Genomic DNA, 23,671 nt, shown 5'->3' with positions numbered 1-23,671 from the left:
CACCGAAGGCATCCGGAGGAGCGATGGTCGTCTCGCTGAACACGACGTTCTGGTCGCGGGTCTTCCTCGTGGCGGCGCTGTTCAATTATGTGATCGGGCTTCCCATCGTCTTCGCGCGGCGCTGGTCCTACGACCTGTCGTACGTGCCGGACGTCACCCGGGACGCGATGGCGCTGCGCCTGTGGGCGGGGTTCGGGTTCGCGGTCGTCCTCATCGGCATCGGCTATCACATCGTCGCGCGCGATGTGACGCAGAACCGCGGCATCGTGCTCCTGGGCATCCTGGCCAAGCTCTTCGACGTCGTGAACCTGACCACCTTGTACGCCTGGGACCTCGCACGGCCCCTGGTCCTGGTGCCCGCGGCCATCGACTTCGCGTTCACGATCGCCTTCATCCGGTTCTGGATGCTGACCAGGACGGTATGACTCACCGGTGCGGCCGGGGACGGTGCAGCGCTTCCGCGGCCTCCTGGCCGATGAAGCGGCCGAGCTCCCTGTACGCCTCGAACTGCTTGTGGTCGAACCACTGGTCGCTGGTGGCGTCGTTGGGGAAGACGGCGTGGGCCGAGGCGTAGGCGAGCAGCGGGTAGGGCAGCTTGCGGGTGAGCGCCGCCCGGGCCACGATCAGTCTCCCCTTGGTGCCGACGCGCTGCCCGTCCACGATCAGCTCGTGCGGATAGAAGATGTCGCCGGTGACCACCGTGCGGGCCGAGAGGCGGGCGTTGAGCGCGGCCAGGGGGTCCTCGGGCTGCAGGGGGCGGGCACTGCCGGGCACGAGCTGTCGTGCTTCGGCGTCGTCCAGGACGATCCTGACGCCCAGCTCCTCGTAGGCCAGCGCGATGGCGTCGGCCAGCGTGCCCGCGAAGGGCGGGCTGCTGCCGCTGGCGTCGATGCACACGGCGGTGCGCACCCCGTGGCGCAGCAGTTCGACGAGCCCGAGGTTCTCGTAGTGGCCGCCGTCGGTGGTCAGCAGCAGCCGGTCGTCCATCGGGTAGCGGCCGGCGATCTCCTTCAGGAGGTAGTGCAGCCGCCGCAGGCGCGGCTGGGGCGGCAGCGTCCAGTCGGGCTCCGGCCCCCACAGCCCGGTCAGGGAGGCCGGATTGGGCACCCAGGTCCCCAGCCGGGCGTTGGTGAGGGCGAAGAGGGTCTGGAACACCCTGGCCTGGCCGCCCATGGCGGAGGCGAAGGCGGCGCCGGAGACGGCGACGGCGGACTGCACGGTGAGGTCGGCGCCGATGGTCCCCTCGGTGCGCTCCTCCAGCCGGTCCGTCCGGACGTATCCGACGTCCGGGCCGCCGACGTAGTCGTGGGAGAACGTGTAGGAGACCGCGCGCCGGCCCGGGGGCGTGCGGTCGCTGCCGGAGAGGTTGGCCGCGGCGGCGAAGATGACCTGGGGGAAGCCCGCGCGCTGCCCGCCGTACAGGGACAGCTTCGTGGGTTCCTTCGCGAAGTCGTAGGGCCGGGCGACCGTTTCGCCGTCCTTCTCCTTCCAGCGGCGGACGGCGAACGCGGAGGCCAGCCGGTAGCGGTAGAAGGGGTGGAGGCTCATCCACGTCTGGTCGAGGCACAGGGCGACCGCGAGGACGGCGGCGGGGATGCCGAGCTGCCAGCCCGGGTGCCAGGTGCGCCCGGTGGCGGTCGCCCAGCCCAGGACGATCAGCGAGATGAGCGTCAGGAGCAGCAGGACCAGCCACACCATCAGGTACTGGGTGAAACTGGTGGGTACGGCCTGGCTCAGTCTGGAGGCGCGCCGCCCGGCGCCGAACAGCTTGTTCATGCCGCCGCCGACGACCTGGCGGCGGCGCCAGAGGGTGCCGGCGAGGACGGCCACGTAGGTGAGCAGTGCGGTCAGGCCCGCGCCCGCGCCGACGCCCCGTACGCCCACGTCCGTCCAGTGCTTGAGCCACATCGCTCCCCAGGCCACGGCGGGCAGGGCCAGGACGGCGAGCGCCAGGAACAGGGCGAGGACGACGAGCAGCCGGAACGCTCTGGCCGCCCACAGGGGCGGACGGCGGGAACGGGAGGTCCAGGCGAAGGTCACCAGCCAGATGAGCCAGCACGCGAGCGCGGCGCCGAGGCAGCACAGGATGGCCGCGACGGCCGGGGGGCGGAAACCGGGTGTGCAGGGCGGTGCGCTGCCGGCCAGGCAGGTCAGGTCCGTGACGGGCACGCGGTGGTAGGCCCAGCTCAGGGTGAGCCCCAGGACGAGGAGGACGGCGACGAGCAGGCCCAGGGAGGCCAGCAGCCCGCGCAGGAGGACGCCGAGGGCGGTCAGCCACTGGCCGGTGCCCTCCGCGAGGTACTTCGAGTGCCGGCGCAGGTGGTCCTCTTCCGGGGTGCCGGGCCCGAAGACGTCGGCCGGGACGGCGCAGGCCGGGTTCAGGGTCGAGGTGGTCCCTTCTTCGAGGGGGCCGCTCAGCGCCAGTTGCAGGGCGCCGGCCAGGTAGCCGCCGCCGGAGACGGAAACGAGGTAGCGGGCCCTGCACACGTCGTCGCGGAGGACCTGCAGCGCGCCCAGTGTGACGCAGGCCGAGCGGATGCCGCCGCCGGAGACGCAGAACCCCAGGGCGCCCTGCTCCCGCTTGGGCGGGACCCGGCCGCTGTTGAGCCAGCGGACCGCGCTGCCCGTCGGCGGGTCCGTCCGCGAGTCCCGGGGCCAGCGGGCGCCGTCCGCCCGCACCACCGGCCACGGCGGGATCACCTCGGGACGGTCGTCGTCGGCCGCGGCCGGCGCCGGCTGTCCCGAGTCGCCGGCCGCGGCCGGCGCCGGGGCCGGGGCGGCGCGGCGCCGCAGGAACGGCACGGCGTGAAAGGCGGCGCGCTTGACCGTGATGGTGAAGAGGACGACCGCGACGGGCCCGGTCAGGGCCAGCAGCACCCACTTGACCGTGGCGCAGCCGGTCGCCCACGCGAACGGCACGTTCGCTCCCTGCGCAGCGTGCGGGATGCCGTGGGCGAGCAGCAGGTTCTCGGCCACGTCGCACAGTCCCGCGACCACCGCGGCCACGGCGCCCGTCACGGCGAGGTTCTGCTGGTTCACGTGGCGGGCGAGGGTGCGGCGGGCGAGCAGGAAGACCCACACCAGGGTGATGGTGTAGCCGGCGACGAAGACGTGGTCGGCGTGGAGCGCGTCGCGGAAGGCATCGGCGCGGTCACCGAGGACCCGTACGGCCGCGGCGGCGCTGCCGGCCAGCTGCAGGGGCGTGGTGTCGACCTCGGCCGTGCAGAGGTAGAAGGCCAGGCCGGCGCAGAACGGCAGGACGCCGGCGAGGGCCAGCAGCAGCCCCGTCCGGGGCCGCATGCTCCCGGTGTTCACCGCGGGGGCCCGGTGTTCGTCCACGGGGCGAACGCGTTGTCCGCCGAGCGCATCGAGGAGCGCAGCTCCGGGAAGTGGCGCAGGAGCACGCTGGACATGGTGTTGTTCTCGATCCAGTCGAGTCCGGTCCGCGTGTAGACCTGCGGGGTGTAGTCCTGGGTGAGGAACCTGTCGCTGTTGAGGCGGCGGGACGCCATGAGGACGAAGATCCGGAAGGCGGTGTCGCTGAAGGCGAAGCCCGCGGGGCGGCGTTCGGCGAACATGCCCACCATGAGGTCGACCGCTTCGATGTCGTCCCGGTAGACGCGGCGCATCTCCTCGGCCCACTTCTCGTTGTCGGTGAGCGAGGCGAAGTCCTTTGCGGGGGCGAGGTGGAGCGCGCGCCGGAAGTCGTTGTAGCGCGGGACGCCGAGTTCACGGATCCGCAGGACGTCGACGGCGCCGAGGTCCATGAGCTTGCCGTCGGGCCGCTCGAACTCCTGCAGGAACGCCGGGTAGTTGTGCAGGGTGACCAGGCCAGGGTGCGAGGTGCCGAAGGAGTAGAAGAGGTCGGACAGCTCGTACTTGCCGAGGAACTCGTAGGCTCCGCGCCCCGACAGCTCCCGGAAGGTGGCCTCCCGCAGCGGGGAGTCGTCGGCGGCCGCGCGGATGCTCCAGTCGTCGGGCACGAGGGGGTGCATGCGGTAGACGGCCACGAACTCCTCGGTGAGGGAGAACGGGACGCCGAAGTGGTCGGGGTGCCCGCCGGGGATGCCGCTGAGGACCTCGCTCCGGCTGACCCGGCCGAACATCCTGTGCACGCGCTCGCCCAGGAGGCCGAACCAGTTGGCGCGCATGCCGGTGACGGTCGTGGGGTGGCTGATGACCGCGGGCGTCCACTCAATGGTGTGGATCTTGGCGATGAGGGCTGTGTTGATCAGGCGCCCCCGCTGGAAGAGCTCCTCGTCCGACCACTGCGGGTAGTCGTGGCGCAGCCGGTCGCAGATGGCGTTGTGCTCCAGGATGAACAGGATCTGCATCATGACCAGGCCCAGCCAGAACCCGGGGATGCTCGCCGGGTCCCGGTCCGGGTGGTCGGGGAAGAGGGTGCCGTTGCGGGGCACCTTGAGCCTGCCGCCCTCGCCCTCGCGCAGCTGCAGCTGTTCGGCGAGGTTGTTGCCGTAGACCTGGGAGGCGTCCCACCAGTGGGACTTCTCGTTCAGGAACGTGGGCGGGAGACCGTCGTCGCCGGGCGGGCGGGTGGCGTCGGGGATGGTGCGCGGCACGAGCATCGGGGACTGGGGCCAGGGGTCGTCGTCGAGCAGTTCGATGCGCCACGGGTCGTCGGCCGAGCCCTGGCCGTGGTTGACCCAGTCCCGGATCATGAATTGCAGCCAGGCGGCCACCAGGGCGTTGACGGACTCGGCGGCGATGAACTCGTGCCGGGTCAGCAGGGCGCGGCTCACCTCGCGGGGGCTCGGGGAGAGGATCTGCGGCTCGGGTTCGGGGAAGGTGTTCCCGGGCGGGACGTTGCGGCCGAAACGGGAGCCCGTCATGCCCATGCGGGGGTTCGCCAGGTCGTTGTACGTGCCGTCGGCGGAGCGCTGGGTGAGGTGGCGTGGGTCCGGTGGCTCGACGGCGGGCAGGTTGTGCGCCGGGTAGGAGGTGGTGTCGAAGAGGTTCTTGCGGCGCAGGTTGTTCCGCAGGCCGATGAGGGTCAGCAGGCCGAGGGGTGTGGGCAGGCGGTCCCAGCCCCTCTTGCGGTCGACGGCCAGCGCCAGCCTGTTGTGCAGCTCCACGAACCATGAGGCGCTACGCATGGTGAGCTCCTTCCCGCGTGCAGCAGCGGAAGAACAGTCGCCCGGGCGGCTGGGCCACCAGGGTGAGGGCGACGTTGACCGTGGAGATCGCCGTGGCGGTCAGGCCCGCCCGCCCGGGGAGGGTCCCCGAGCGCCAGGCGCAGGCGGCGGACAGCGCGTCGCTCGCGTGGACGACCGGGGCCAGGCGCAGCGCCCGGTCGAGGGCGCGGACGTCCTTGAGGAGGAACAGCTCGGCGCCGATGATCGTGGTGCGGACGCCGAACATCCGCAGCGTGTGGACGAGTGCGGGCTGTCCGGGGTCCGCACCCAGCCGGCGGGCCACCACCTGGGGGGCCAGCAACGCCGCCACGCCGTTCACCAGCCGGATTCCGCCCAGGCCGTAACGGGCGACCGTACGCACGTTCATGATCAGCGCCCCTTCCCGCGGGGGTACACCCCTTCCTCAGGGGCTTGGCGTACCGAATGTGACGATATGGCATGGTGCGTTCCTTCGCGCGGCGGGTCCGGTGGCCGCTTCAGGGGCTTCCGCCGGGCTCGTCGTCGCTGGGGTCGGTGTGCGGTGTGCCGTTCATGGACTGGCGGAGGCGGCAGAGCTGCAGGTAGATCGTGCGGCGGGCGCGGTTCTGGTTGCCGAGCGGGCGGTGGGCGGCCAGGGCGTGCCAGGGGTTGAAGGAGAGCCGGTCGGCGAGGGCGAACTGCCGGGCCTCGTCGAGCTCCTGGCGGGGCAGCCGCAGCGTGGCGACGGGCCGGAAGGGCGAGAGCCGTTCGGGCCAGACCACGGAGGCGTTCTCGACCGGCATCCGGTGCGGGTCGGTCTGGAGCTGGACGAGGAAGTCGAAAAGGACGTCGCGCTCGCGCAGCGTCGCGGCCAGCGCCCTCCGCAGGTAGTCCTCCGGCGGGTGCCAGGGCGCGCGGCCGCGCCGCCCGTCGCGCGGGACCAGGGAGTACTGCATGGCCTGGCCCTCGCCGAGCAGGTAGGGCGTGCAGCTCCAGTAGCGGGTCTCCAGCGGGCTGGAGTGGGTCCTGGCGTACAGGCCCTGCATGACCATGTCGCACAGGTGGCTGTCGCGGGGGCCGAGGAAGTACAGCAGGGGGGTGCCGTCGTAGACGTGCTGCTGCAGCTTGAGGTTCTCGACGACGTCGGGCGTGGTGAAGGTCGGGGCGCTGATGCCCGTGAAGTCCTGGGTCGCCCGCTCGTCGTCGAGCAGCTTCTCGCCCTCGACGCCGAGGAGCTTGACGCCGATGCTGAGGATGCCGTTGTCCTCGATGTCGGGCGGTGCGAGGGGGCCGGGGCCGGCGAAGCGCACCCAGGCGCGGAAGGTCCGGGGGCGGCTGAACACCCCGTGGCGCAGGTCGGCGGGCAGGTCGCCGAGCACGGTGAACTCCCCTGCGACGACGCCGTGGGTCTTGGTGTTGCCGGCCCGCTGGGCGTTGCCCGGCGCGTACTCGCGGGCGATGAAGCGGCCCATCTGGTCGGCGATGGCCTCGGCGGTCTCCTTCTCCCCCGGCAGCGGCCGCTCCTCGGCCGGGCGGAGGTGTTCGTCGTGGCGGCGGACGCCCACGATCCACTGCACCAGGGCCTGCACGGGCCGCAGCAGGGCCCGATCGAGCAGCGGCCGGACGTAGGGGTCGATGCGGCGCTCCAGGTGGACGCAGCGCAGGACGGCGTCGTTGACCGCGACGCGCAGGCGGTGCCGGCCGGTCACCGCTGTCCGTCCCTCGGTGCGGCCGTGCACAGGTAGCGCAGGGCGCGCAGGCCGGGCAGGAAGAAGTAGGCGCCGCCCTGGACGAAGACGAACTGCGGCAGGCCGACGTGGCGGGTGCGGACGGGCCGGGCCTGCAGGGTGAAGGTGGCGTGGTGGTTGCCGCGCGGTGCGACCAGCGGGTCGGGGGCGTCGTGGAGGCCGTTGAAGCCCGGGTTGTTGAGCCAGGTGTGCTGGATGAACTCGAACTGGCGGGAGATGTTGGCGTTGAGGCAGAGGAAGTGCAGCCCGTTGCCCTGCGTGTCGTCGGCCGCGGTGGGCGGCGGGTGGGGGCCGCCGCGCGGCCCGTAGGAGCGGCCGCGGCGCAGGATCCGGTGGCGCCGGCCGATGGCGACCGACTCGGCCGAGCCGGGCCGGGGGTCCAGCGAGTCGCGGGGGTTGGCGCGGCGGATGTGTGCGCCGAGGGGGCAGCGCAAGCCGTCGGGGTCGGTGGCGACGTAGCCGAAGTCGTTGTCGGTGGCGCGGGCGGGATCGTCCTGGCCGGGGGCGTGGACCAGTGGGGCCCCGCCGGGCCAGCGGCCCACCATGCGCGCGGCGAGCGCCTCGCGCGCGGCGGGATCGGACGTGCCGTCGGGGCGCCGGGTGACGTCGTCGAGGTAGCCCCAGAAGCCCTGGACGTCCTGGTGCAGCTGGCGGAAGACCAGGTAGCTGCCGTTGCGGCCGAGGTCGGCGCCGGTGCCGCCGGGCTCCCGGGGCAGCAGGCCGGTGCCGTCGTCCGGGAGCAGTGGCCGGTCCGTCAGCAGGCCGTACTCGTTGGGGTAGCCGAGGACGAACTCGCCGGCCTTGACGACGTCGCCGTCGGCCGTCGCCCCGTCGCGTGCGGCCGTGACGCGGGACGTCCTGGCCAGTCCCTCGATGAGCGGCTGCGAGATGCCGTCCCGGAAGCCGAAGGGCTCGCGGTCGCCGAGCTCGGCCGTGGCCAGCCGGAGCACCTCGGTGAGGCCGCCCGTGGCGAGCAGATCCTGGCGCAGCTCTGCCTCCAGGCGCTGCAAGGACGGCTCGTCGCGGGCGTAGAGCAGCGCGAGGACGTGGACGGGCGGGGTGGCGGGGCCGCCCCAGCGCCAGTGCCGGGGGGCGTCCTGGCCGAGGTCGCCGAGGAAGCGGCTGCGGTCGGGGTCGGTCATGCCGGAGACGAACTCCTCGGGGAAGCCGTCGAGACCGGGGGGCAGCGTGCCCATGCGCCGCAGGCCCTCCGCGGTGAGGGCGAGGTTCACGGCGCTCTCCGCGGGCTCCGTGCGGCCGTCCGTCACCCGCAGCGCCGCCCGGGCGAGGGCGGGGCGGGCGGCCGGCGGGTCGGTGACGGCGAGCAGCAGGAAGCAGGCCGCCTTCAGGCTGCTGTAGCCGCGCACGAGCAGGCCCTGGATGTCGTCGAGTTCCAGGGTCGGGGCCATCGCGTCGCCTCCTTCAGAGCAGGGCGAGCCAGGCCCTGGTCGCGGCCGGGCCGAGGTCGGCGAACAGGCCCGCGCGGATGCGGGCGTTGGTGTCGATGGTGGCGGTGGTCAGGTCGTCGTAGGCGGAGTACCACACGTGGGTGGGCAGCTGGTGGCAGCGCAGGTAGGACTTGAAGGCCAGCTCGTCCTTGGCGCCGCCGAGCACGAGCCACCGGGTGCGGGGGTAGCCGCGCCCGTTGCTGAAGACGGCGTTGAGGCCCCAGGCGACCTTGTCGATGAAGTCGTCCATGTAGCTTTCGAGGCTTCCGTCGTAGTTGCTCGCGAAGAGCACGCGGCATTTGTCGTCGATGAACAGCCAGCGGGCGAAGTGGATGGTCTTCACGCCCGTGAGGTCGCCCCGGTTGAAGAAGTGCCGGACACCGTAGTCGACGACGAGGAGGACCGCCGTCAGGGTGGCCCGGCGGAACCGTCCCGGCTTGACGGAGCCGACGGCGGTGAACGGGTTCTGCGCGCCGAAGTCCTCGCATGCGGCGAGTTCGCGCACGTGCCGGCGGTCCGGGCGCTCTCCGCTGGGCACGTCCCGCAGTTCGTGCAGCCGCAGCAGCACCGCCCACGCGGGCAGGGCGAACAGCAGGAGGGGCAGCAGGAACAGGGCCGCCAGGGGCAGCGCGAGGAGGTGCGCCTTCTGCCGGATCCGCCACCACAGGGCCGGTGGGGCGGGACGCGAGCGCGCCCAGGCCAGGTCCGGGCGGCCGGTGACGTACTCCTGAATCGCGGCCCGGATGCGGGACGGCGGTGCGCCGGACAGGGCCGCCCCCTGCTGGTCGAGGAACTCCTCGATCGCCTCGCGCAGCCGTGCCTCGCGCAGGATCTGCTGCCGGCCCCTGCCCACGGTGTTGACGTAGAAGGCGGCGGAGGGGATGCGGTGGGCGCGCAGCCAGGCGGTCCGGGCGGCGACCGAGGCGGTGCCCGTCGGGTAGCCGTCGCAGTGCCCGAAGACCTTCTCCAGTCCCTCGCCGGCCTTGCGGACCAGGTCGGTGAGGTGGGCCTGCAGCGGGGCGTCCACCTCGCCCATGTAGACGACGCTGGCGGGCACGGCGGCGCCGTCCGCACCGGGCCCTTCCGGCACCACGAGCAGCCGGGCGAAGTGAACACCCGTCACCTCCGCGAAGGGGAACAGCTCGCCGGCCACGCCCTTGCGGCCGGCCTCGGCCAGCAGTTCGCTCACCTCTGCGACCCGGGCCGCGGGGAGGGCGGCCCGGATGGTGACGGCCAGCTGGTGCGGCATGCCCGGCACCTCCAGGAGCGTGCGTCAGGGGGTCGGGGCGGGGAAGCGCAGGGAGAAGCCCAGGACCTTGCGCCGCCCCCAGTAGACGTCGCCGAGGTACAGGCCGGGACCGATCCGGCGGATCTCGTCGCGGATGCGCTGCGCGAGGAACGAGGTGTGCGAGTAGTCCAGGACGATGCATTCCGCGCCGTCGGACCAGCTCGCGCCGCGGTACACCCGGGCGCGGATGGCGCGCACGCCGAACGGTGTGACCCTGTTGAGCAGTTCTCCGCCCCCGGGTGCGAACACCTTGCCCTGCCAGGCGAGGAGCCGGGCGAGCCGGGCCGCCACCCGCGACGGGCGCGCACCGCGCGCCAGGAGCACGGTGCCTGCACCCTCGCCCCGGGGCGTCGGGCCGGGCTGGCTGTTGCGGAAGAGGCGGTCGAGCTCGGGCCGCGACAGGGCCAGCAGCTCCCGGACGTCCGTGACCGCCCCTGTGGCCTGGGCCATGACACACCTCCACGGCACTCGACACCACCATCGTAGGGCGCATGGTCCCCTGCGGCATCTCCTGACATGTCGCCCAGGAGGCGTCCGGGAACTCCCGTGCGTTGTGGGAGTGGTAGGCCCGCACCGCCAGGGGAATCGGGCCGTGGCACGTGGCGAGGAGTGGGAATGACCGATGTGGCGACCGCCGGAGCGGACACCGGGCCGGGCGAGGCGGGCGAGGCGGGCGGGAAGCCGCGCGAGCAGCGCCCGTTCTGGAAGGAGCTGCCCCTCCTCATCGGCATCGCGCTGGTCCTCGCGCTGCTCATCAAGACCTTTCTGGTGCAGGCGTTCTCCATCCCCTCGGATTCGATGCAGAACACCCTGCAGCGGGGCGACCGCGTGCTGGTCGACAAGCTCACGCCCTGGTTCGGCGCCAAGCCCGACCGCGGCGAAGTGGTCGTCTTCCGCGACCCCGACGGCTGGCTGAAGAACGAGCCCACGGCGAAGCCGAACCCGGTGCAGAAGGTGCTCGGCTCCATCGGGCTCATGCCGTCCGCCGAGGAGAAGGACCTCATCAAGCGGGTCGTGGCGGTCGGCGGCGACACGGTCGAGTGCAGGGGCACGGGCCCGCTGAAGGTCAACGGCAAGGAGCTCGACGAGCCGTACGTCTTCCAGGGCAACACCCCGTGCAGCGCCGACGACCGGGGCGGCCAGTTCAAGGTCACCGTGCCCGGGGGCATGGTGTGGGTGATGGGTGACCACCGGCAGAACTCGGAGGACTCCCGCTACCACCAGCAGGACAAGAACCACGGCTTCGTTCCGGTCGGCAACGTGGTCGGCCGCGCCTTCGTCGTCGGCTGGCCGCTGGACCGCTGGAACACCCTGCCCGTCCCGGACACCTTCGGCCGGCTGGACGGCGGCCGGTCCTGATGCGCGTCCGGGCGGGCACGGGCGGCTGCCCGCCCGTGCCCGCCGGTGGGCGAAGGGCGGATCAGGAGAGGCGGATGCCCAGCGCGTAGGCGGTGAGGGTGGCCGGGTCGGCCACGTGGTGGTCCTTGGAGGCCGCGCTGAAGCTGGCGTTCCAGGTGGTGGACGGTTCGAGCCGCCACAGGAGGTTTCCGGCCCCGCGCCAGTGCACCTCGGCGCCGCCGCCGGTGAGGGCGTATCCCGGAGGCAGGGTGGCGACGGCGGCGGGGTGCTGGGCCTGGCCGGACTCGGCGCGGACCAGGGCGGTCGTGACGCGTCCGGCGGGCAGGTCGCGGCGCAGCGAGATCGCGTAGGAGCGGATGCTCGCCGGGGAGGAGACCACGTGGTCCTTGGAGCGGGCCTTCCAGGAGAAGTCGGTGGCCGGGAAGGAGGCCGTGGCGAGGTTGCCGGCCCCGCGCCAGTCCACCCGGAAGCCGCCGCCGACCAGCGCGTACTCCGCCGACGAGGGGATGCCCGCCTCGGCCTCGGGGTGCGGGACGGTGCCGCTGTCGGCGCGCGCGACGTGGACCGAGCCCAGCAGCCGGTCCCGGCTCATCCCGGCGATCTTCAGGCCGATGACGTAGGCCGTCAGCTCGTGCGGCTGGGCGTCGAGGTGGTCCTTGGAGGAGACGGTCCAGCCGGTCAGGTCGTCGTTGGGGTACGAAGCGGTCAGCAGCGCGCCGGCGGGGCCCTCCACGGCGGTGGCCCCGCCGCCGATGGCGATCATGTCTCCGTCGGCCACCCGCACGGTCTGGTCGTTCCAGTGCTGCTGGGCGGGGTTCCCGCGGTAGGAGAAGACAGCCACGGTCACCCGGCCCGACGCGTCGGTGTAGCCGGCCACCTGCCTGGCCTCGGGCCGGGACGCCGCCCGGCGCGCCGCCGGTGCGGCCGCGGCGGCGGGGCCGCCCACCGCACCGACGGCCGCTAAGCCCGCGGCCGCGGTCGCCGCTCTCAGCACCTGTCTCCTGCTGTTCATCACGCCACCTCCAGGGGTTCCGGACGCCCTCCGCCCGGGTGCGGGGCACAACCTAGCGACGCCATGAGCATGCCGATAGGGGGCCTGACCGCATCCAGCGTTCGCGCGGTCGCGGAGAGCGGGGTAGACATGGGTTATGTCCTGGCGTGAGCGGCGACAGCGCGACGGGCCGCGCGTGCGGTCGGCGCGGCGCCCGTGGGCGGTGGCGAGCACCCGCAGTGTCGCCGGTCAGATGTTCGTGCTGCAGGGGCTGATCGTGCTGCTGCTGGTCGTGGCGGCGGCCGCCGCCCTGCTGCTCCAGGCACGCAGCGACCGGTTCGATGCGGCGCGTGACCGCTCGCTGGCCGCCGCCGAGGGGTTCGCCCACTCTCCCGGCCTGCCGCAGGTGATGCGCGGTCCGGACCCGTCCGCGCAGCTCCAGCCGGCGGCCGAGGCCGTCCGGCGGGACGGCGGGGTGGACTTCCTCGTCGTGATGAACCGCGACGGCATCCGCTACACGCACCCCGACCCCAGCCAGATCGGCAAGAAGTTCGTCGGCACGATCGGGCCGTCGCTCAACGGCGAGGTCACCGTCGAGGACGTCAACGGCCCCCTCGGCGAGGAACTGCAGGTCGTCGTCCCCGTCACGGACAACGGCCAGGTCATCGGCATGGTCTCCTCCGGGCTCAAGGTGAGCTCGGTGAGCAGCGCCGTCGACCAGCAGCTGCCGCTGGTCATCGGGGCCGGCGCCGCCGCGCTCGTGCTGGCCACGGCGAGCACGGCGCTGGTGACCCGGCGGCTGCGCCGCCAGACCCACGGCCTGGGCCCGGCCGAGATGACCCAGATGTACGAGCACCACGACGCGGTGCTGCACGCGGTGCGCGAGGGCGTGGTCATCGTCAGCGGCGAGGGCCGGCTCCTGCTGGCCAACGACGAGGCGCGCCGGCTCCTGGACCTGCCCCCCGACGTGGAGGGCCGCGACGTGACCACCCTCGGCCTCGACCCCCGGATGGCCGATCTGCTGATCTCCCGGCGCGTCGCCACGGACGAGGTGATTCCGGTCGGGGAGCGGCTGCTGGCGGTGAACAACCGGCCCACCGACCGCCGCGGCGGCCCGCCGGGCAGCGTGGCCACCCTCCGGGACTCCACCGAGCTGCAGAAGCTCGCCGGGAAGGCCGAGGTCGCCCGCGGCCGCCTGCGGCTGCTGTACGACGCGAGCGTGGCCATCGGCACCACCCTCGACGTCCAGCACACCGCCGAGGAGCTCGCCGAGGTGGCCGCCCCCCGGTTCGCCGACTACGTCTCGGTCGACCTGGCCGAACCCGTCCTGCGCGGCGAGGAGCCGCGCACGGTCGTGGGCAGCGAGGCACCGGAGCTGCGCCGGGTGGCGCTCAGCGGCGTCCGCGACGACCACCCGCTGTACCGGGCGGGCGAGGTGCACCGCTTCGCCGCGCCCACTCCGCAGGCCACGGGCTTCATCAGCGGGCACGCCGTGCTGGTGCCGGAACTGAGGGCGTCCTCCGGCTGGCGCACCCAGGACACCGCCCGCACCCAGGCCATCATGGACTTCGGGTTCCACTCGCTGATCACCGTGCCGCTCAAGGCGCGCGGCGTGCTGATGGGCATCGTCAACTTCTGGCGGGCCGACGACAGCAGCACCTTCGAGGAGGACGACCTGTCCCTGGCCGAGGAGCTGACGGCCCGGGCCTCGGTGTCCATCGACAACGCGCGCCGCTTCACGCGCGAGCACGCCATGGCCGTCACCCTCCAGCACAGCCTGCTCCCGCGCGGTCTGCCGGAACAGAACGCCGTCGACATCGCCTACCGCTACCTGCCCGCGCAGGCCGGGGTGGGCGGCGACTGGTTCGACGTCATCCCGTTGCCCGGCGCGCGCGTCGCCCTGGTCGTCGGCGACGTCGTCGGGCACGGCCTGCACGCCGCCGCGACCATGGGCCGGCTGCGCACGGCCGTGCAGAACTTCTCCGCCCTCGACCTGCCCCCGGACGAGCTCCTCGGGCACCTCGACGAGCTGGTGGGCCGCATCGACCAGGAGGCGGACGACGGCGAGGCCACCATCGCGGGCGCCACCTGCCTGTACGCGATCTACGACCCGGCCTCCGGCGTGTGCAGCCTGGCCCGGGCCGGGCACCCGTTGCCGGCGCTCGTCCGGCCCGACGGCACCGTGGAGTTCCCCGAGCTGCCCGCCGGCCCGCCGCTCGGCCTGGGCGGCCTGCCGTTCGAGGCGGCCGAGCTGCAGCTGGCCGAGCACAGCAGCCTGGTGCTGTACACCGACGGCCTCATCGAGGACCGCAAGCGCGACATCGACGCCGGGCTGGAGATCCTCCGCTCGACGCTGACCCATCCGGACCGCTCGCCCCAGGACACCTGCGAGGCGGTTCTCGGCGCCCTGCTGCCGGCCCGTCAGAGCGACGACATCGCCCTGCTCGTGGCCCGTACCCGGGTGCTGGAGCCGGACCGGACGGCCGAGTGGGAGCTGCCCTCGGACCCGGCGGTGGTCGGCCGGGCGCGGGCCGACGTGACCCGGCAGCTGACGGAGTGGGGGCTGGAGGAGGCGGTGTTCACCACGGAGCTGATCCTCAGCGAGCTGATCACCAACGCCATCCGGCACGCCTCCGGGCCGATCCGCGTCCGTCTGCTGCGCGACCGGGCCCTGATCTGCGAGGTCTCCGACACCAGCAGCACCTCGCCGCACCTGCGCTACGCCGCCGCCGAGGACGAGGGCGGCCGCGGCCTGTTCCTCGTCGCCCAGCTCGCCGAGCGCTGGGGCACCCGCTACATCCCCGAGGGGAAGGTCATCTGGGCCGAACAGCCGCTGCCCTGACCGGCGGCGGCGCCACCCCGGGCGCGCCCGGCGGGCCGCTTTTCCCCCCCCCCGTCCTCCGCGGCAGTGGAGGACGGGAGGGCCCGGGGGCCGTCAGGAGACGGCCGCCGACGGCAGCGCGGTCGCCAGGGCGGCCGGGAGCGGGGCCGTGTGGACCAGGGCCAGGCGCTGGGTCGCCCGGGTGAGGGCGACGTACAGGTCGCTCAGCCCGAACTCCTGCGGCTCGGCCACGATCACCGCGTCGAACTCCAGGCCCTTGGCCTGCCGCGGGTCCAGCAGGACGACCGGGCTCGTCAGGTCCGGGACGGTGCCGGTGGAGGCGCCCGGCAGGGCGGCGGCCAGGGCCGCGTGGAGGCCGCGCGGGGCGATCACCGCGAGGCGGCCGCCCTCGCGGGCCTCCCGCGCCACGGCGTCGGCGACCGCGCCGCACAGGTCGTCGGTGCGCTGCGCCCACGGGCGCACTCCGGTGGAGCGGATCGAGCTCGGGGGCTCGAAGGCGGGGTCGGCGGACCGGACCACGGCCGCCGCGACCTCCATGATCTCGGCCGGGGTGCGGTAGTTGACGCCGAGGCGTACGTGCGTCCACCGGTCGCCGGCGTACGGGGCGAGGATCGTGCGCCACGAGCCGCAGCCGCCCGGTTCGGCGGTCTGCGCCGGGTCGCCGACGAGCGTCATCGACCGGGTGGGACAGCGGCGCATGAGCAGCCGCCACGCCATGGCGGACAGCTCCTGCGCCTCGTCCACGATGATGTGTCCGAAGGCCCAGGTCCGGTCGGCGGCGGCGCGTTCGGCCGCACTGCGGTGGTCGGCTTCCTCGTGGCGCTCCGCGAGGCGTTCGGCGTCGACCAGGTCGTGGGCGGCCAGCACCTCGGAGTCCTCGTCGTCGCGGTCCTCGAACTCCTGGGTGCGCGAGCCGTAGGAGAGGTCGAGGACGCCCTGTGCGTAGGCGATGCGCTGCAGGCGCTCCGCCTCGGCGGCCGCGCGGGCCGCCGAGTCGTCCTCGCCGAGGAGTTCGGCGGCCTCGTCGAGCAGGGGGACGTCCGCGGGGGTCCATGCGCCGCCCTCGCGGCGGATCGCGGCGGCGTCGTCGGCCGGCAGGTGGACGGGGTCGGCGAGGAAGCCGGTGACCAGCTGCTGCGGCGTCAGGGGCGGCCACAGCCGCGCGACGGCGGCGTGCACCTCGGGGTTGTCCGCGACGCCCTTGCCCAGCTGGGCGACGTCGTCGGGGCCGAGGAGGCCGGGGCCGCCGTACGGGTCGGCGCCGATGCGGTCGGCCAGCTGGGCGGTGAGCGCGTCGATGACGGCGAACGCGAAGTGGGGGCGGGCGAGGTTGTGCGGCAGCCTGCTCTCGCGCGCCCGGTGCCGCGCGTCGGCGGCGATGTCCGCGTCCAGCCGCAGCTCGCCGTCCTCGTGGTCGATCACGATGGCCGCATCGGGCAGGCTCTGGAGGTCCCGTACGTAGGCCGCCAGGGCGTCGGCCATGGCGGCGCCGCCCTTGACCTCCGCGGCCGCGGGGGTGTCGGTGCCGGTGGCCCGCACTCCGGGGAAGAGCTCGCCGGGCGTGGCGAGCAGCACGCCGGTCTCGCCGAGTGAGGGCAGGACCTCCCCGATGTAGCCGAGGAAGGCCGGGTTGGGCCCGACGACGAGCACGGCGCGCCGGGCCAGCAGTTCCCGGTGCGCGTAGAGCAGGAAGGCGGCGCGGTGCAGTGCGACGACGGTCTTGCCGGTGCCGGGGCCGCCCTCGACGACGAGGATGCCGCGGTGCGGGGCGCGGATGATCCGGTCCTGTTCGGCCTGGATGGTCTGCACGATGTCGTGCATCCGGCCGGTGCGGGCGGCATCCAGCGAGGCGAGCAGCACGGCGTCCGCGTCGGCTCCCTCGTGCCCGGTGCGTTCGGTGTCGGCGAGGTCCAGGATCTCGTCGTGCAGGGCAGTGACGGTCTGCCGGTGGGTGGTGATGTGGCGTCGGCGGCGCAGGCCCATGGGGGTGTGCCCGGTGGCGAGGTAGAACGGGCGCGCGACCTCGGCCCGCCAGTCGACGACCAGGGGGGTACGGTCCTCGTCGTCGCGCCGGATGCCGATGCGGCCGATGTGGTGATCGCGTCCGTCACGGAAGGACAGCCGACCGAAACAGAGCCCGTTCTCCCCCGCGTTGAAGGCGGCGAGCAGCCCGGACTGTTCGGCCACCAGCACATCGCGCTCCAGCCGCGCCTGGAAGGTGCTGCCCCCCGGGCTCAGCGCCTCCTGCACCGCCCGCTCGGCTCCGGCCCGCAGTTCGGCGAGGCGCCCGTGCAGCAGATCGATGAATTCCTGCTCGCGACGCATGTCCTCGTTTGACAATTCGGCTCCCGCACGGATATGATGGCCTCATAAAGCTTCCCCACGCCTTGAGTTCAGCGGGCATGGAAATCCCCAATATACGCAGAGAAATACCCCGGCCGTCAATACGGACCGGGGTATTTCTTTTCCGTACGGGGGATCAGGCCGCCGCGGAAGCGCCCCCGCCCCGGGCCCTGTGTGCCGGGTCGGCGACGGGGCGTGCGCCCCATGTCCGTCCGCCCCCGGTCGGCCCGGCGGGCGGCCGGACGGCGTGCAGGGCGGCCTTGGCCTCGGCCGCGTAGGTGTCGACGTACTCCTGCTCGGACAGCTTCAGGATCGCGTACATGATTTCGTCGGTGACGGCCCGCAGCACCGCGCGCTGGTCGTGCATGCCCGCGTAGCGGGAGAAGTCCAGGGGCTCGCCGAAGCGGATGGTGATCGGCACGAGGCGCGGCAGCCGGCGGCCCGTGGGCTGGGCCTCGAACGTGCCGATCATCGCGCACGGAATCACGGGCGCGCCCGACGCGAGAGCCATCGTGGCCACGCCCACCTTGCCCTTGTACAGCCGCCCGTCGTGCGAGCGCGTCCCCTCGGGGTAGATGCCGAGCAGCTCACCGCGCTCCAGGACGCCCAGCGCGGTGTCGACCGCGGCCTGCGCCGCCTGCTTGCCCGACCGGTCCACCGGAATCGCCCCGATGCCGCGGAAGAACGCGGCGGTGAGCCGGCCCTTGAGGCCGGGCACCGTGAAGTACTCCTGCTTCGCCAGAAACCTGATCCGGCGCTTGACCATCACGGGCATCATGAAATGGTCCGAGAAGGACAGATGATTTCCCGCGATGATCGCCGCCCCCGTGGGCGGCACGTGCTGCAACCCCTCGACGCGCGGCCTGAAGAGCCACCGCAACAGCGGCACCAGGACCACGGACTTGAACGCGAAATAGAACATCGGTCTGTGAGCTCCTCGCCCCTAGTGACCCCCGCGCCGAGGCACGCTAGTCGGCAGCGGGGATCATGGGGAGAGTGTCTATTCAGCCACGCCGGAGCTTCTCCTCCACCCGGCTGCGGAGCAGCTCGTACTCCTCGCGCAGCCGGCCGAGCTTCGCGGGCCGGGGTATGACCTCCCCTCCGACGACGATCTCCCCGGGCCCGAACTGCTCACGGGTGAGGTCAATTTCGACGCCCCGGCCCAGGCGGTTCCACCAGTGGTAGTCCGTCTGCCGGCCGTCGACGTGGACCTCGCCGCGGATCAGCTCCCCGCCCAGCAGGTCGTTGAGGACCATGGCGGTGACGCCGCACTGATCGCGGGCCGGATTGGCGGGCGTCCAGCGGGAGCGGTACTCGGGAGTGCACGTCTCGGCGTCCCAGCTGCTGCGGACGGCGGCTTCGATGTCGGTGAGGAGGAAAGGGCTCATGCCGCGCAGCATCCCACGGGGCACTGACAATCAGCCGTGAGCAGGCGTGGGGCAGGTGGCCGGCGCTGCGGTCCTGCCGAGCCGGAGCCCGGCGGGACCGCAGACGCCGGCCGGAGCCGTCAGTGGATGACGAGTGCGTTGGCCATCAGCCGCGGACCCGTGCTGTCGGAGGGCCGGTTGACGACCCGTCCGCCGATCACCATGGTGGTGGACCCGCCGCCGTCGAGGTTGAGGGCGTCCACCGCACCGAGGGCACGCATGACGGCCGCGCTCTCCCGGAAGGACAGGCCCGAGCTGTAGCCCGGACGGCGGCCGTCGACGGTGACGAACAGCAGCGAGCCGTCGGCGGTGACGCCGGCGAGCGTGCGCGGATGCCGGTGGATGGCGAAGTAGTCGAAGAAGCCCGGATCGTCGGGGTGGTTGAAGCCCTCGGCGTCCGCGGGCACGACGACGCGGCCGCCCCGCAGCAGTTGCGGGCCGCCGGAGACGGCGTCCACGCCGCGCCCGGCCGTGGCCGTCAGTGACCGGCGGTTGTGGTCGAGGACGGCGGTGGTCACGGTCAGCACCTGGCCCTGGCGGGCGTGGTCGCGCAGCCACTGGGCGCCGTCGCCCGTGCCGGCGAGGACCGTGGCACCGGCCGGGACCGTACCGCCGCGCCGGCCCCGCACCTCCAGCACCGTGCCGTCGCCCGCCAGGGCCACCGCGACGCCGTCGCCGGCGTGCACGGGCCCCGAGAAGAAGCCGGTGTACTGGATGATCTCCGAGTCGTCGGTGCACAGGGCGTCGTGCCGCGGCCGTTCGGTGGGCACGTCACCACCGGTGCCCCCGCAGGAGCGGATCTTGCCCGGGGCGCGGTTCAGCCCGTCCAGCTCGCGCTGGGCGCCGTCCGCGGACCGCACCCGCAGCGAGGTGCTCAGCTGCTGGACCGAGGGGCGGATGCGCCGCTCGGAGGGCAGGACCAGCGCGCTGCGCCCCTGCACCGCCTCGCTGAGCAGCCGGCCGTCGACGACCGACAGCCCGGCGACGTCGCCGAAGGTGCCGTCCTCCTCGTCCGAGCCGTAGCTGCCGTTGACGCCGGCGATACCGCCCGTGCGCCTGACCATGTCGGCCAGCGTCTCGCCGCCCGGCACCCGGTCCAGGGACTGCCGCGCCTCGACCCGCTGCCGCTGCCCGGCGGAGACCCGCAGCACGTCGACCACCCAGGGACCGGTGCGGCCGCTGCCGTCCTCCCCGGTGAAGTAGGTGCGCGTGGGCCGGAATCCGGCCGCCCGCAGGTCCTTCACCAGCCGTGCGGCCGCCTCCTGGTCGGCGAGCTCACCGACCCGTACGCGCCAGCCCCACGGCTGCTCCGAGGGCAGGTCCTGCGGACGTTCGTCCACCCGGCTGACGGTGGGTTCGAACCCGGCGCCGTCCAGACGGTCGGCCAGGGCGCGCGCCGCCCCCTCGTCCTTCAGCAGCGCGACCTCGATGGTCCAGTGGTCACGGGCGTCGGGCCGGCCCCGCTTGATCCGGGTCCAGGTCACCCCCGGGGCCACCTCGGTGACCGAGCGCGTCTCCGGCAGTCCGCCGTCTCCCAACGGCAGTCGTTGTGCGACGGGTTGGGCGGCCGCCTGGGCCTGCAGGCCCGTGGCGGGCAGAACGAGCGACAGTACGGCCAGGCCGGCGGTGTACGCCGTCCGGCGCATGCGTCTGATCTTCACCACTTTTCTCCCCTGCCCTCTCTGGTGTCGTGTCGCGGGCTGTCGCCGCAGTGTGGCCGCGCAGCGTGTCGCGCACGAGAACGCTCAGCTCAGCATGGCGTAATGGGGCGGAAACAGGATGCTGCTGTGCCTGACGCGATGCGCTGGTTCCGTACCTTTGGAGTGAACGCCGGGCGTGCGCCCCGCCCCGGCGCGCATCGACAGCCAGGACAAGCACCGACACCCCGCGCAGCCCGCCGCCGAAGGAGTCCCCGTGCCCGTACCGGCCCTCGATCACCACGCGACCGAGTACAGCCTCCAGCACGCCTACTGGCTCGCCCGCGCGGCCGCCCTCGCCTACGAGGACGAGGCCGCCATCGAGCAGGAGGCGAAGCGCTGGGGTTTCGGGCGTGTCCGTCACCACCTGACCCGGTTCACCCCGCCGTTCCCCCTGGAGGACACGCAGGCGTACACCCTCGCCAGCGACCACATGATCATCACTGCGTTCCGCGGTACGGAGCCGCAGCAGATCCGCGACTGGCTCTCCGACTCCACCACACCGCCGTGGCCCGGCCCGGCACGGACCGGGTACGTCCACTACGGCTTCGGGCAGGCGCTGGAGTCGGTCTTCCCCGCCGTCAAGGAGACGCTCGCGGAGTTCCGCACCAACGGACAGACGGTGTGGTTCACCGGCCACAGCCTCGGGGGCGCGCTGGCGATGCTGGCCGGGTGCCGCATGTACCTGGAGGAACCCCGGCTGCGGGCGGACGGGATCTACACCTTCGGCCAGCCCCGCACCTGTGACCGCCTGCTGGCGGCCGCGCACAACAAGGGCTTCAAGAAGAGCATGTACCGGTTCGTCAACAACAACGACATCGTCCCCCTGATGCCGCCCGAGCCGGCCTTCACCCACGTCGACACGCTGCGCTACATCGACTCCTCGGGCGCGGTGCACGAGTCGATGCCCCTGCTCGGCCGCATGACCGACCGCCTCAAGGGCGCCACCGCCGACGTCTTCGCCCCTGCCTCCGACGGGGTCCGGGACCACCTGATGAAGAACTACCTCGCGGCGCTGGAGAAGAACATCCGCTGACGGCGGCGGGCGGGCTCGTCGCCGTGCACGACGAGGGACCTGCAGCCGACTGACCGGTCCGCCGGACCGGGTCGTCTGCAGGCCCCGTCCCCGTGTCAGCCCTTGGCCGGCGGCAGCTGGCCCAGGAAGTCCAGGAGCGCCGCGTTGACCTCATCGGGGCGTTCCTGCTGTGTCCAGTGGCCGCAACCCTCCAGGGTGATGCTGTCGCGCAGGCCCGGGGCGATCGCCGGGAGGACGGGCAGGAGCTGGTCCACGCCGGGGAAGCCGCGGACCAGGTCACGGTCGCCCGACACGTACAGCGAGGGGACGTCGATCGTGCGGCCCTGGAAGGGTGCCAGCAGCTCCCAGTTGCGGTCGATGTTGCGGTACCAGTTCAGGCCACCGGTGAAGGCGCGCTCGCCGTGCTCGGAGAATTCGCGGACGAAGGTCTGGACGTCGTCGTCGGTGAGCCAGGGCGGCAGCTCCTGCGGGTCCTCCATCGTGTCCAGGAGCGACGCGCCGTCGGGGACGACCCACGGGCGCGGCGGGTCCGTGTGCGGGCTGTCGCCCGAAGCGCCGGTGAGGATGCTGCGGAAGGTGATCCTCGGGTCCCGCACCAGTTCGGCGTCGGCGACGCCGGGCTCCTGGAAGTACTGCTGGTAGAAGCCGTCGCCCAGCACCCCACGCAGCTGCTGCAGCGGGGCGAGAGGGCCGCGCGGGATCGGGGGGACGCTCAGGCCGACGACGCCGCGGACGACGTCGGGGCGCAGCAGGGCGGTGTTCCAGGCGACCGGGGCTCCCCAGTCGTGGCCGACGACGACCGCCTGCTCCTCGCCCAGGGCGTGGACGAGTGCGATCACGTCGCCGGTGAGGTGCAGCATGGAGTAGGCGTCGATGGCCTCGGGCTGCTCGCTGCGGCCGTAGCCCCGCTGGTCGGGCGCGACCACGCGGTAGCCCGCCTCCGCCAGGGGGGCGAACTGGTGGCGCCAGGAGTACCAGCACTCCGGGAAGCCGTGCAGCAGCACGACCAGCGGCCCCTGCCCCTGTTCGGCGACGTGCAGCCGGATCCCGTTCACTTCGACGAAACCGTGCTCGACGGCGCTGGTCACATGTCCTCCTGCCATGGCCCGTGCGGGCCCCGGTTGGATGCGGTCATCGCCTCGCTCAACGGACCGGGCGGGCGATGTGTTCCGCTGCGCGACCGGAGTGTCGGCCGTCGGCCACGGCGGCTTGGTCTCGACCAGATTCGGCCTGTCCCGAAGAACGACAAATCGACAGCATGGACGACCAACGGTCAAGAGCACCATCTTGCAGGGGACGGCGATGGGGTACCGCATTCACTTCACCACCGAGGACTTGGCGCGCACGCGCGTCGCCGAGGCACCGTTGCCGCTGTCGGAACTGGGCACGGCGGTGCGGACGCTGCAGGACAGGAGCCGGCCGGTGCTGTTCGACGCCTGGCGCTCGCGCGTGGCCGGGCAGCTGCCGGCCGAGGCCAGGATGGCGCTGTCCCTCATTCCGCCGGTCGGCTGGTCGCCGACCTTCCTCAACCTGCCGCGGGCGGGGACGCCCGAGGAGCTGCTGGAGGAGGTGCGCGGCACGCCGCGGGCGGTGATCGAGTCCGAGCTGGCGGCGATCGCCGCACGCCAGCCGCTGCCGCGGTGGGCGCACCGGCTGCCCGGCGACGCCGCCCTGCTGGGGCAGCTCCTCGACGGGCTGGGCCGGCTCCACGCCCTGCTGCTCAAGCCCTACTGGCAGCAGATCACCGGCTACACCGCGGCCGACCGGTCGGTGCGGGCGCGCCAGTTGCTGGGCGGCGGCGTGGAGTCCCTGCTGGTGCAGGCGAATCCGCGCTGGATCCGGTGGGAGCCGCCCGTGCTCACGGTGCGGATGGCCAACGAGGCCGAGGCCGACCTGCACTTGGCGGGGCAGGGCATCCTGCTGGTGCCGTCGGTGTTCAGCACACGGTCGTTCGTGGACGAGGACGCCCTCCCCCAGCCCGTGGTCACCTATCCGGTGGGCCATGAACGTCCCCTGCAGCGGCTGTCCCTGCTGGCGCCCGGTGGCGCCGGTCCGGCCGGTCCCGCGTCCTCCGCCGCCCTGACGGCGTTGCTGGGCCGGACCCGGGCCGCGGTGCTCCGTGCCGTCGCCGAGCACACGGACTGTTCGACGAAGGAGCTCGCGGCGGCGGTCGGCGTCGCGCCGGCCAGTGCGAGCGAGCACGCGACGGTGCTGCGCGAGGCGGGCCTGATCCGCACGGTCCGGCACCGCAACTCGGTGCTGCACAGCGTCACCGGCCTGGGCGTGGAGCTCCTCAATTCCCCCGGCTCGGGGGGCAGTCGATAGGCCAGGGGCGGGGTGCGGGGCCTGGGGTGTCGGAGCGGACAGGGGTGCGGGAAAGG

General features: G+C 73.1%; 18 protein-coding genes. 5 read left to right on the top strand and 13 right to left on the bottom strand.

What is annotated here, in order from left to right; translation table 11 throughout:
- The first annotated feature begins 23 nt into the window (after window positions 1-23).
- Window positions 24-425, top strand: a complete 402-nt coding sequence (locus tag IE182_RS02425) for a hypothetical protein (protein ID WP_190107902.1) — start codon at window positions 24-26, stop codon at window positions 423-425.
- A gap of 1 nt (window position 426) precedes the next feature.
- Here IE182_RS02425 and IE182_RS02420 read toward each other — a convergent pair whose 3' ends face one another.
- From IE182_RS02420 to IE182_RS02390, 7 genes are all read right to left on the bottom strand, one after another.
- Complete coding sequence (locus IE182_RS02420; RefSeq protein ID WP_190107901.1) at window positions 427-3,300, bottom strand: patatin-like phospholipase domain-containing protein; 2,874 nt, start codon at window positions 3,298-3,300, stop codon at window positions 427-429.
- An 11-nt stretch (window positions 3,301-3,311) separates the two neighbouring features.
- Entirely contained in the window at window positions 3,312-5,114 is a 1,803-nt protein-coding gene (locus tag IE182_RS02415; RefSeq protein ID WP_190107900.1) for a peroxidase family protein, read from the bottom strand.
- A complete protein-coding gene (locus IE182_RS02410) occupies window positions 5,107-5,520 on the bottom strand; it encodes a hypothetical protein (protein ID WP_190107899.1) in 414 nt (137 codons plus the stop codon). The genes IE182_RS02415 and IE182_RS02410 overlap by 8 nt, the downstream gene beginning before the upstream one ends.
- A gap of 109 nt (window positions 5,521-5,629) precedes the next feature.
- The gene (locus IE182_RS02405) at window positions 5,630-6,820 is read right to left on the bottom strand and encodes a catalase family protein (RefSeq protein ID WP_229844515.1); all 1,191 of its coding nucleotides are present in this window, start codon (window positions 6,818-6,820) and stop codon (window positions 5,630-5,632) included.
- Window positions 6,817-8,268 (bottom strand): Dyp-type peroxidase, encoded by a 1,452-nt coding sequence (locus IE182_RS02400; protein WP_190107898.1) that lies wholly within the window; start codon window positions 8,266-8,268, stop codon window positions 6,817-6,819. The genes IE182_RS02405 and IE182_RS02400 overlap by 4 nt, the downstream gene beginning before the upstream one ends.
- 13 nt (window positions 8,269-8,281) lie before the next feature.
- Window positions 8,282-9,556, bottom strand: a complete 1,275-nt coding sequence (locus IE182_RS02395; RefSeq protein ID WP_190107897.1) for a hypothetical protein — start codon at window positions 9,554-9,556, stop codon at window positions 8,282-8,284.
- A 24-nt stretch (window positions 9,557-9,580) separates the two neighbouring features.
- Window positions 9,581-10,045, bottom strand: coding sequence for a hypothetical protein (locus tag IE182_RS02390; protein WP_190107896.1), 465 nt, complete (start codon window positions 10,043-10,045; stop codon window positions 9,581-9,583).
- 165 nt (window positions 10,046-10,210) lie between these two features.
- Here IE182_RS02390 and lepB point away from each other — a divergent pair, with 165 nt between their 5' ends.
- Window positions 10,211-10,954 carry a signal peptidase I gene (gene lepB / locus IE182_RS02385; RefSeq protein WP_190107895.1) on the top strand — a complete coding sequence of 248 codons (744 nt, stop codon included), beginning with the start codon at window positions 10,211-10,213 and terminating at the stop codon, window positions 10,952-10,954.
- 61 nt (window positions 10,955-11,015) lie between these two features.
- Here the strand turns inward: lepB and IE182_RS02380 are convergent, their stop codons facing one another.
- Complete coding sequence (locus IE182_RS02380) at window positions 11,016-11,966, bottom strand: hypothetical protein (RefSeq protein ID WP_190107894.1); 951 nt, start codon at window positions 11,964-11,966, stop codon at window positions 11,016-11,018.
- A gap of 136 nt (window positions 11,967-12,102) precedes the next feature.
- On the opposite strand from IE182_RS02380, the gene IE182_RS02375 reads away from it, so the two are divergent.
- Window positions 12,103-14,787 carry a SpoIIE family protein phosphatase gene (locus IE182_RS02375; RefSeq protein ID WP_190107893.1) on the top strand — a complete coding sequence of 895 codons (2,685 nt, stop codon included), beginning with the start codon at window positions 12,103-12,105 and terminating at the stop codon, window positions 14,785-14,787.
- A gap of 93 nt (window positions 14,788-14,880) precedes the next feature.
- Here IE182_RS02375 and IE182_RS02370 read toward each other — a convergent pair whose 3' ends face one another.
- From IE182_RS02370 to IE182_RS02355, 4 genes are all read right to left on the bottom strand, one after another.
- Window positions 14,881-17,112, bottom strand: coding sequence for a HelD family protein (locus IE182_RS02370; RefSeq protein ID WP_190107961.1), 2,232 nt, complete (start codon window positions 17,110-17,112; stop codon window positions 14,881-14,883).
- A 154-nt stretch (window positions 17,113-17,266) separates the two neighbouring features.
- A complete protein-coding gene (locus IE182_RS02365; protein WP_190107892.1) occupies window positions 17,267-18,052 on the bottom strand; it encodes a lysophospholipid acyltransferase family protein in 786 nt (261 codons plus the stop codon).
- 82 nt (window positions 18,053-18,134) lie between these two features.
- A complete protein-coding gene (locus IE182_RS02360; protein ID WP_190107891.1) occupies window positions 18,135-18,518 on the bottom strand; it encodes a YunG family protein in 384 nt (127 codons plus the stop codon).
- 119 nt (window positions 18,519-18,637) lie between these two features.
- On the bottom strand, window positions 18,638-20,218 hold the full coding sequence (locus IE182_RS02355) for a phosphodiester glycosidase family protein (RefSeq protein ID WP_190107890.1): 1,581 nt from the start codon (window positions 20,216-20,218) through the stop codon (window positions 18,638-18,640).
- Window positions 20,219-20,471: 253 nt separating this feature from the next.
- Between IE182_RS02355 and IE182_RS02350 the strand changes: the two genes are divergently transcribed.
- On the top strand, window positions 20,472-21,290 hold the full coding sequence (locus tag IE182_RS02350) for a lipase family protein (RefSeq protein WP_190107889.1): 819 nt from the start codon (window positions 20,472-20,474) through the stop codon (window positions 21,288-21,290).
- Window positions 21,291-21,385: 95 nt separating this feature from the next.
- Here IE182_RS02350 and IE182_RS02345 read toward each other — a convergent pair whose 3' ends face one another.
- Window positions 21,386-22,393, bottom strand: a complete 1,008-nt coding sequence (locus IE182_RS02345) for an alpha/beta fold hydrolase (protein ID WP_190107888.1) — start codon at window positions 22,391-22,393, stop codon at window positions 21,386-21,388.
- A 199-nt stretch (window positions 22,394-22,592) separates the two neighbouring features.
- On the opposite strand from IE182_RS02345, the gene IE182_RS02340 reads away from it, so the two are divergent.
- Window positions 22,593-23,615: a winged helix-turn-helix domain-containing protein gene (locus tag IE182_RS02340; protein WP_190107887.1), complete on the top strand. Its 1,023-nt coding sequence runs from the start codon at window positions 22,593-22,595 to the stop codon at window positions 23,613-23,615.
- Window positions 23,616-23,671: the final 56 nt, after the last annotated feature.

This window comes from Streptomyces cinnamoneus (assembly GCF_014650495.1).
Taxonomy (GTDB): Bacteria; Actinomycetota; Actinomycetes; order Streptomycetales; family Streptomycetaceae; genus Streptomyces; species Streptomyces cinnamoneus.
The sequence above is the reverse complement of the archived record's forward strand: the minus strand, read 5'-3'. Positions and strand labels throughout refer to the sequence as shown.

Bases quoted from the DNA above. Each gene is read 5' to 3' on its own strand.
- IE182_RS02425 (WP_190107902.1), top strand. From the start codon at position 24: ATGGTCGTCTCGCTGAACACGACGTTCTGGTCGCGGGTCTTCCTCGTG.
- IE182_RS02420 (WP_190107901.1), bottom strand. From the start codon at position 3,300: ATGCGGCCCCGGACGGGGCTGCTGCTGGCCCTCGCCGGCGTCCTGCCG.
- IE182_RS02415 (WP_190107900.1), bottom strand. From the start codon at position 5,114: ATGCGTAGCGCCTCATGGTTCGTGGAGCTGCACAACAGGCTGGCGCTG.
- IE182_RS02410 (WP_190107899.1), bottom strand. From the start codon at position 5,520: ATGAACGTGCGTACGGTCGCCCGTTACGGCCTGGGCGGAATCCGGCTG.
- IE182_RS02400 (WP_190107898.1), bottom strand. From the start codon at position 8,268: ATGGCCCCGACCCTGGAACTCGACGACATCCAGGGCCTGCTCGTGCGC.
- IE182_RS02395 (WP_190107897.1), bottom strand. From the start codon at position 9,556: ATGCCGCACCAGCTGGCCGTCACCATCCGGGCCGCCCTCCCCGCGGCC.
- IE182_RS02390 (WP_190107896.1), bottom strand. From the start codon at position 10,045: ATGGCCCAGGCCACAGGGGCGGTCACGGACGTCCGGGAGCTGCTGGCC.
- lepB (WP_190107895.1), top strand. From the start codon at position 10,211: ATGACCGATGTGGCGACCGCCGGAGCGGACACCGGGCCGGGCGAGGCG.
- IE182_RS02380 (WP_190107894.1), bottom strand. From the start codon at position 11,966: ATGAACAGCAGGAGACAGGTGCTGAGAGCGGCGACCGCGGCCGCGGGC.
- IE182_RS02375 (WP_190107893.1), top strand. From the start codon at position 12,103: ATGTCCTGGCGTGAGCGGCGACAGCGCGACGGGCCGCGCGTGCGGTCG.
- IE182_RS02370 (WP_190107961.1), bottom strand. From the start codon at position 17,112: ATGCGTCGCGAGCAGGAATTCATCGATCTGCTGCACGGGCGCCTCGCC.
- IE182_RS02365 (WP_190107892.1), bottom strand. From the start codon at position 18,052: ATGTTCTATTTCGCGTTCAAGTCCGTGGTCCTGGTGCCGCTGTTGCGG.
- IE182_RS02360 (WP_190107891.1), bottom strand. From the start codon at position 18,518: ATGAGCCCTTTCCTCCTCACCGACATCGAAGCCGCCGTCCGCAGCAGC.
- IE182_RS02345 (WP_190107888.1), bottom strand. From the start codon at position 22,393: ATGGCAGGAGGACATGTGACCAGCGCCGTCGAGCACGGTTTCGTCGAA.
- IE182_RS02340 (WP_190107887.1), top strand. From the start codon at position 22,593: ATGGGGTACCGCATTCACTTCACCACCGAGGACTTGGCGCGCACGCGC.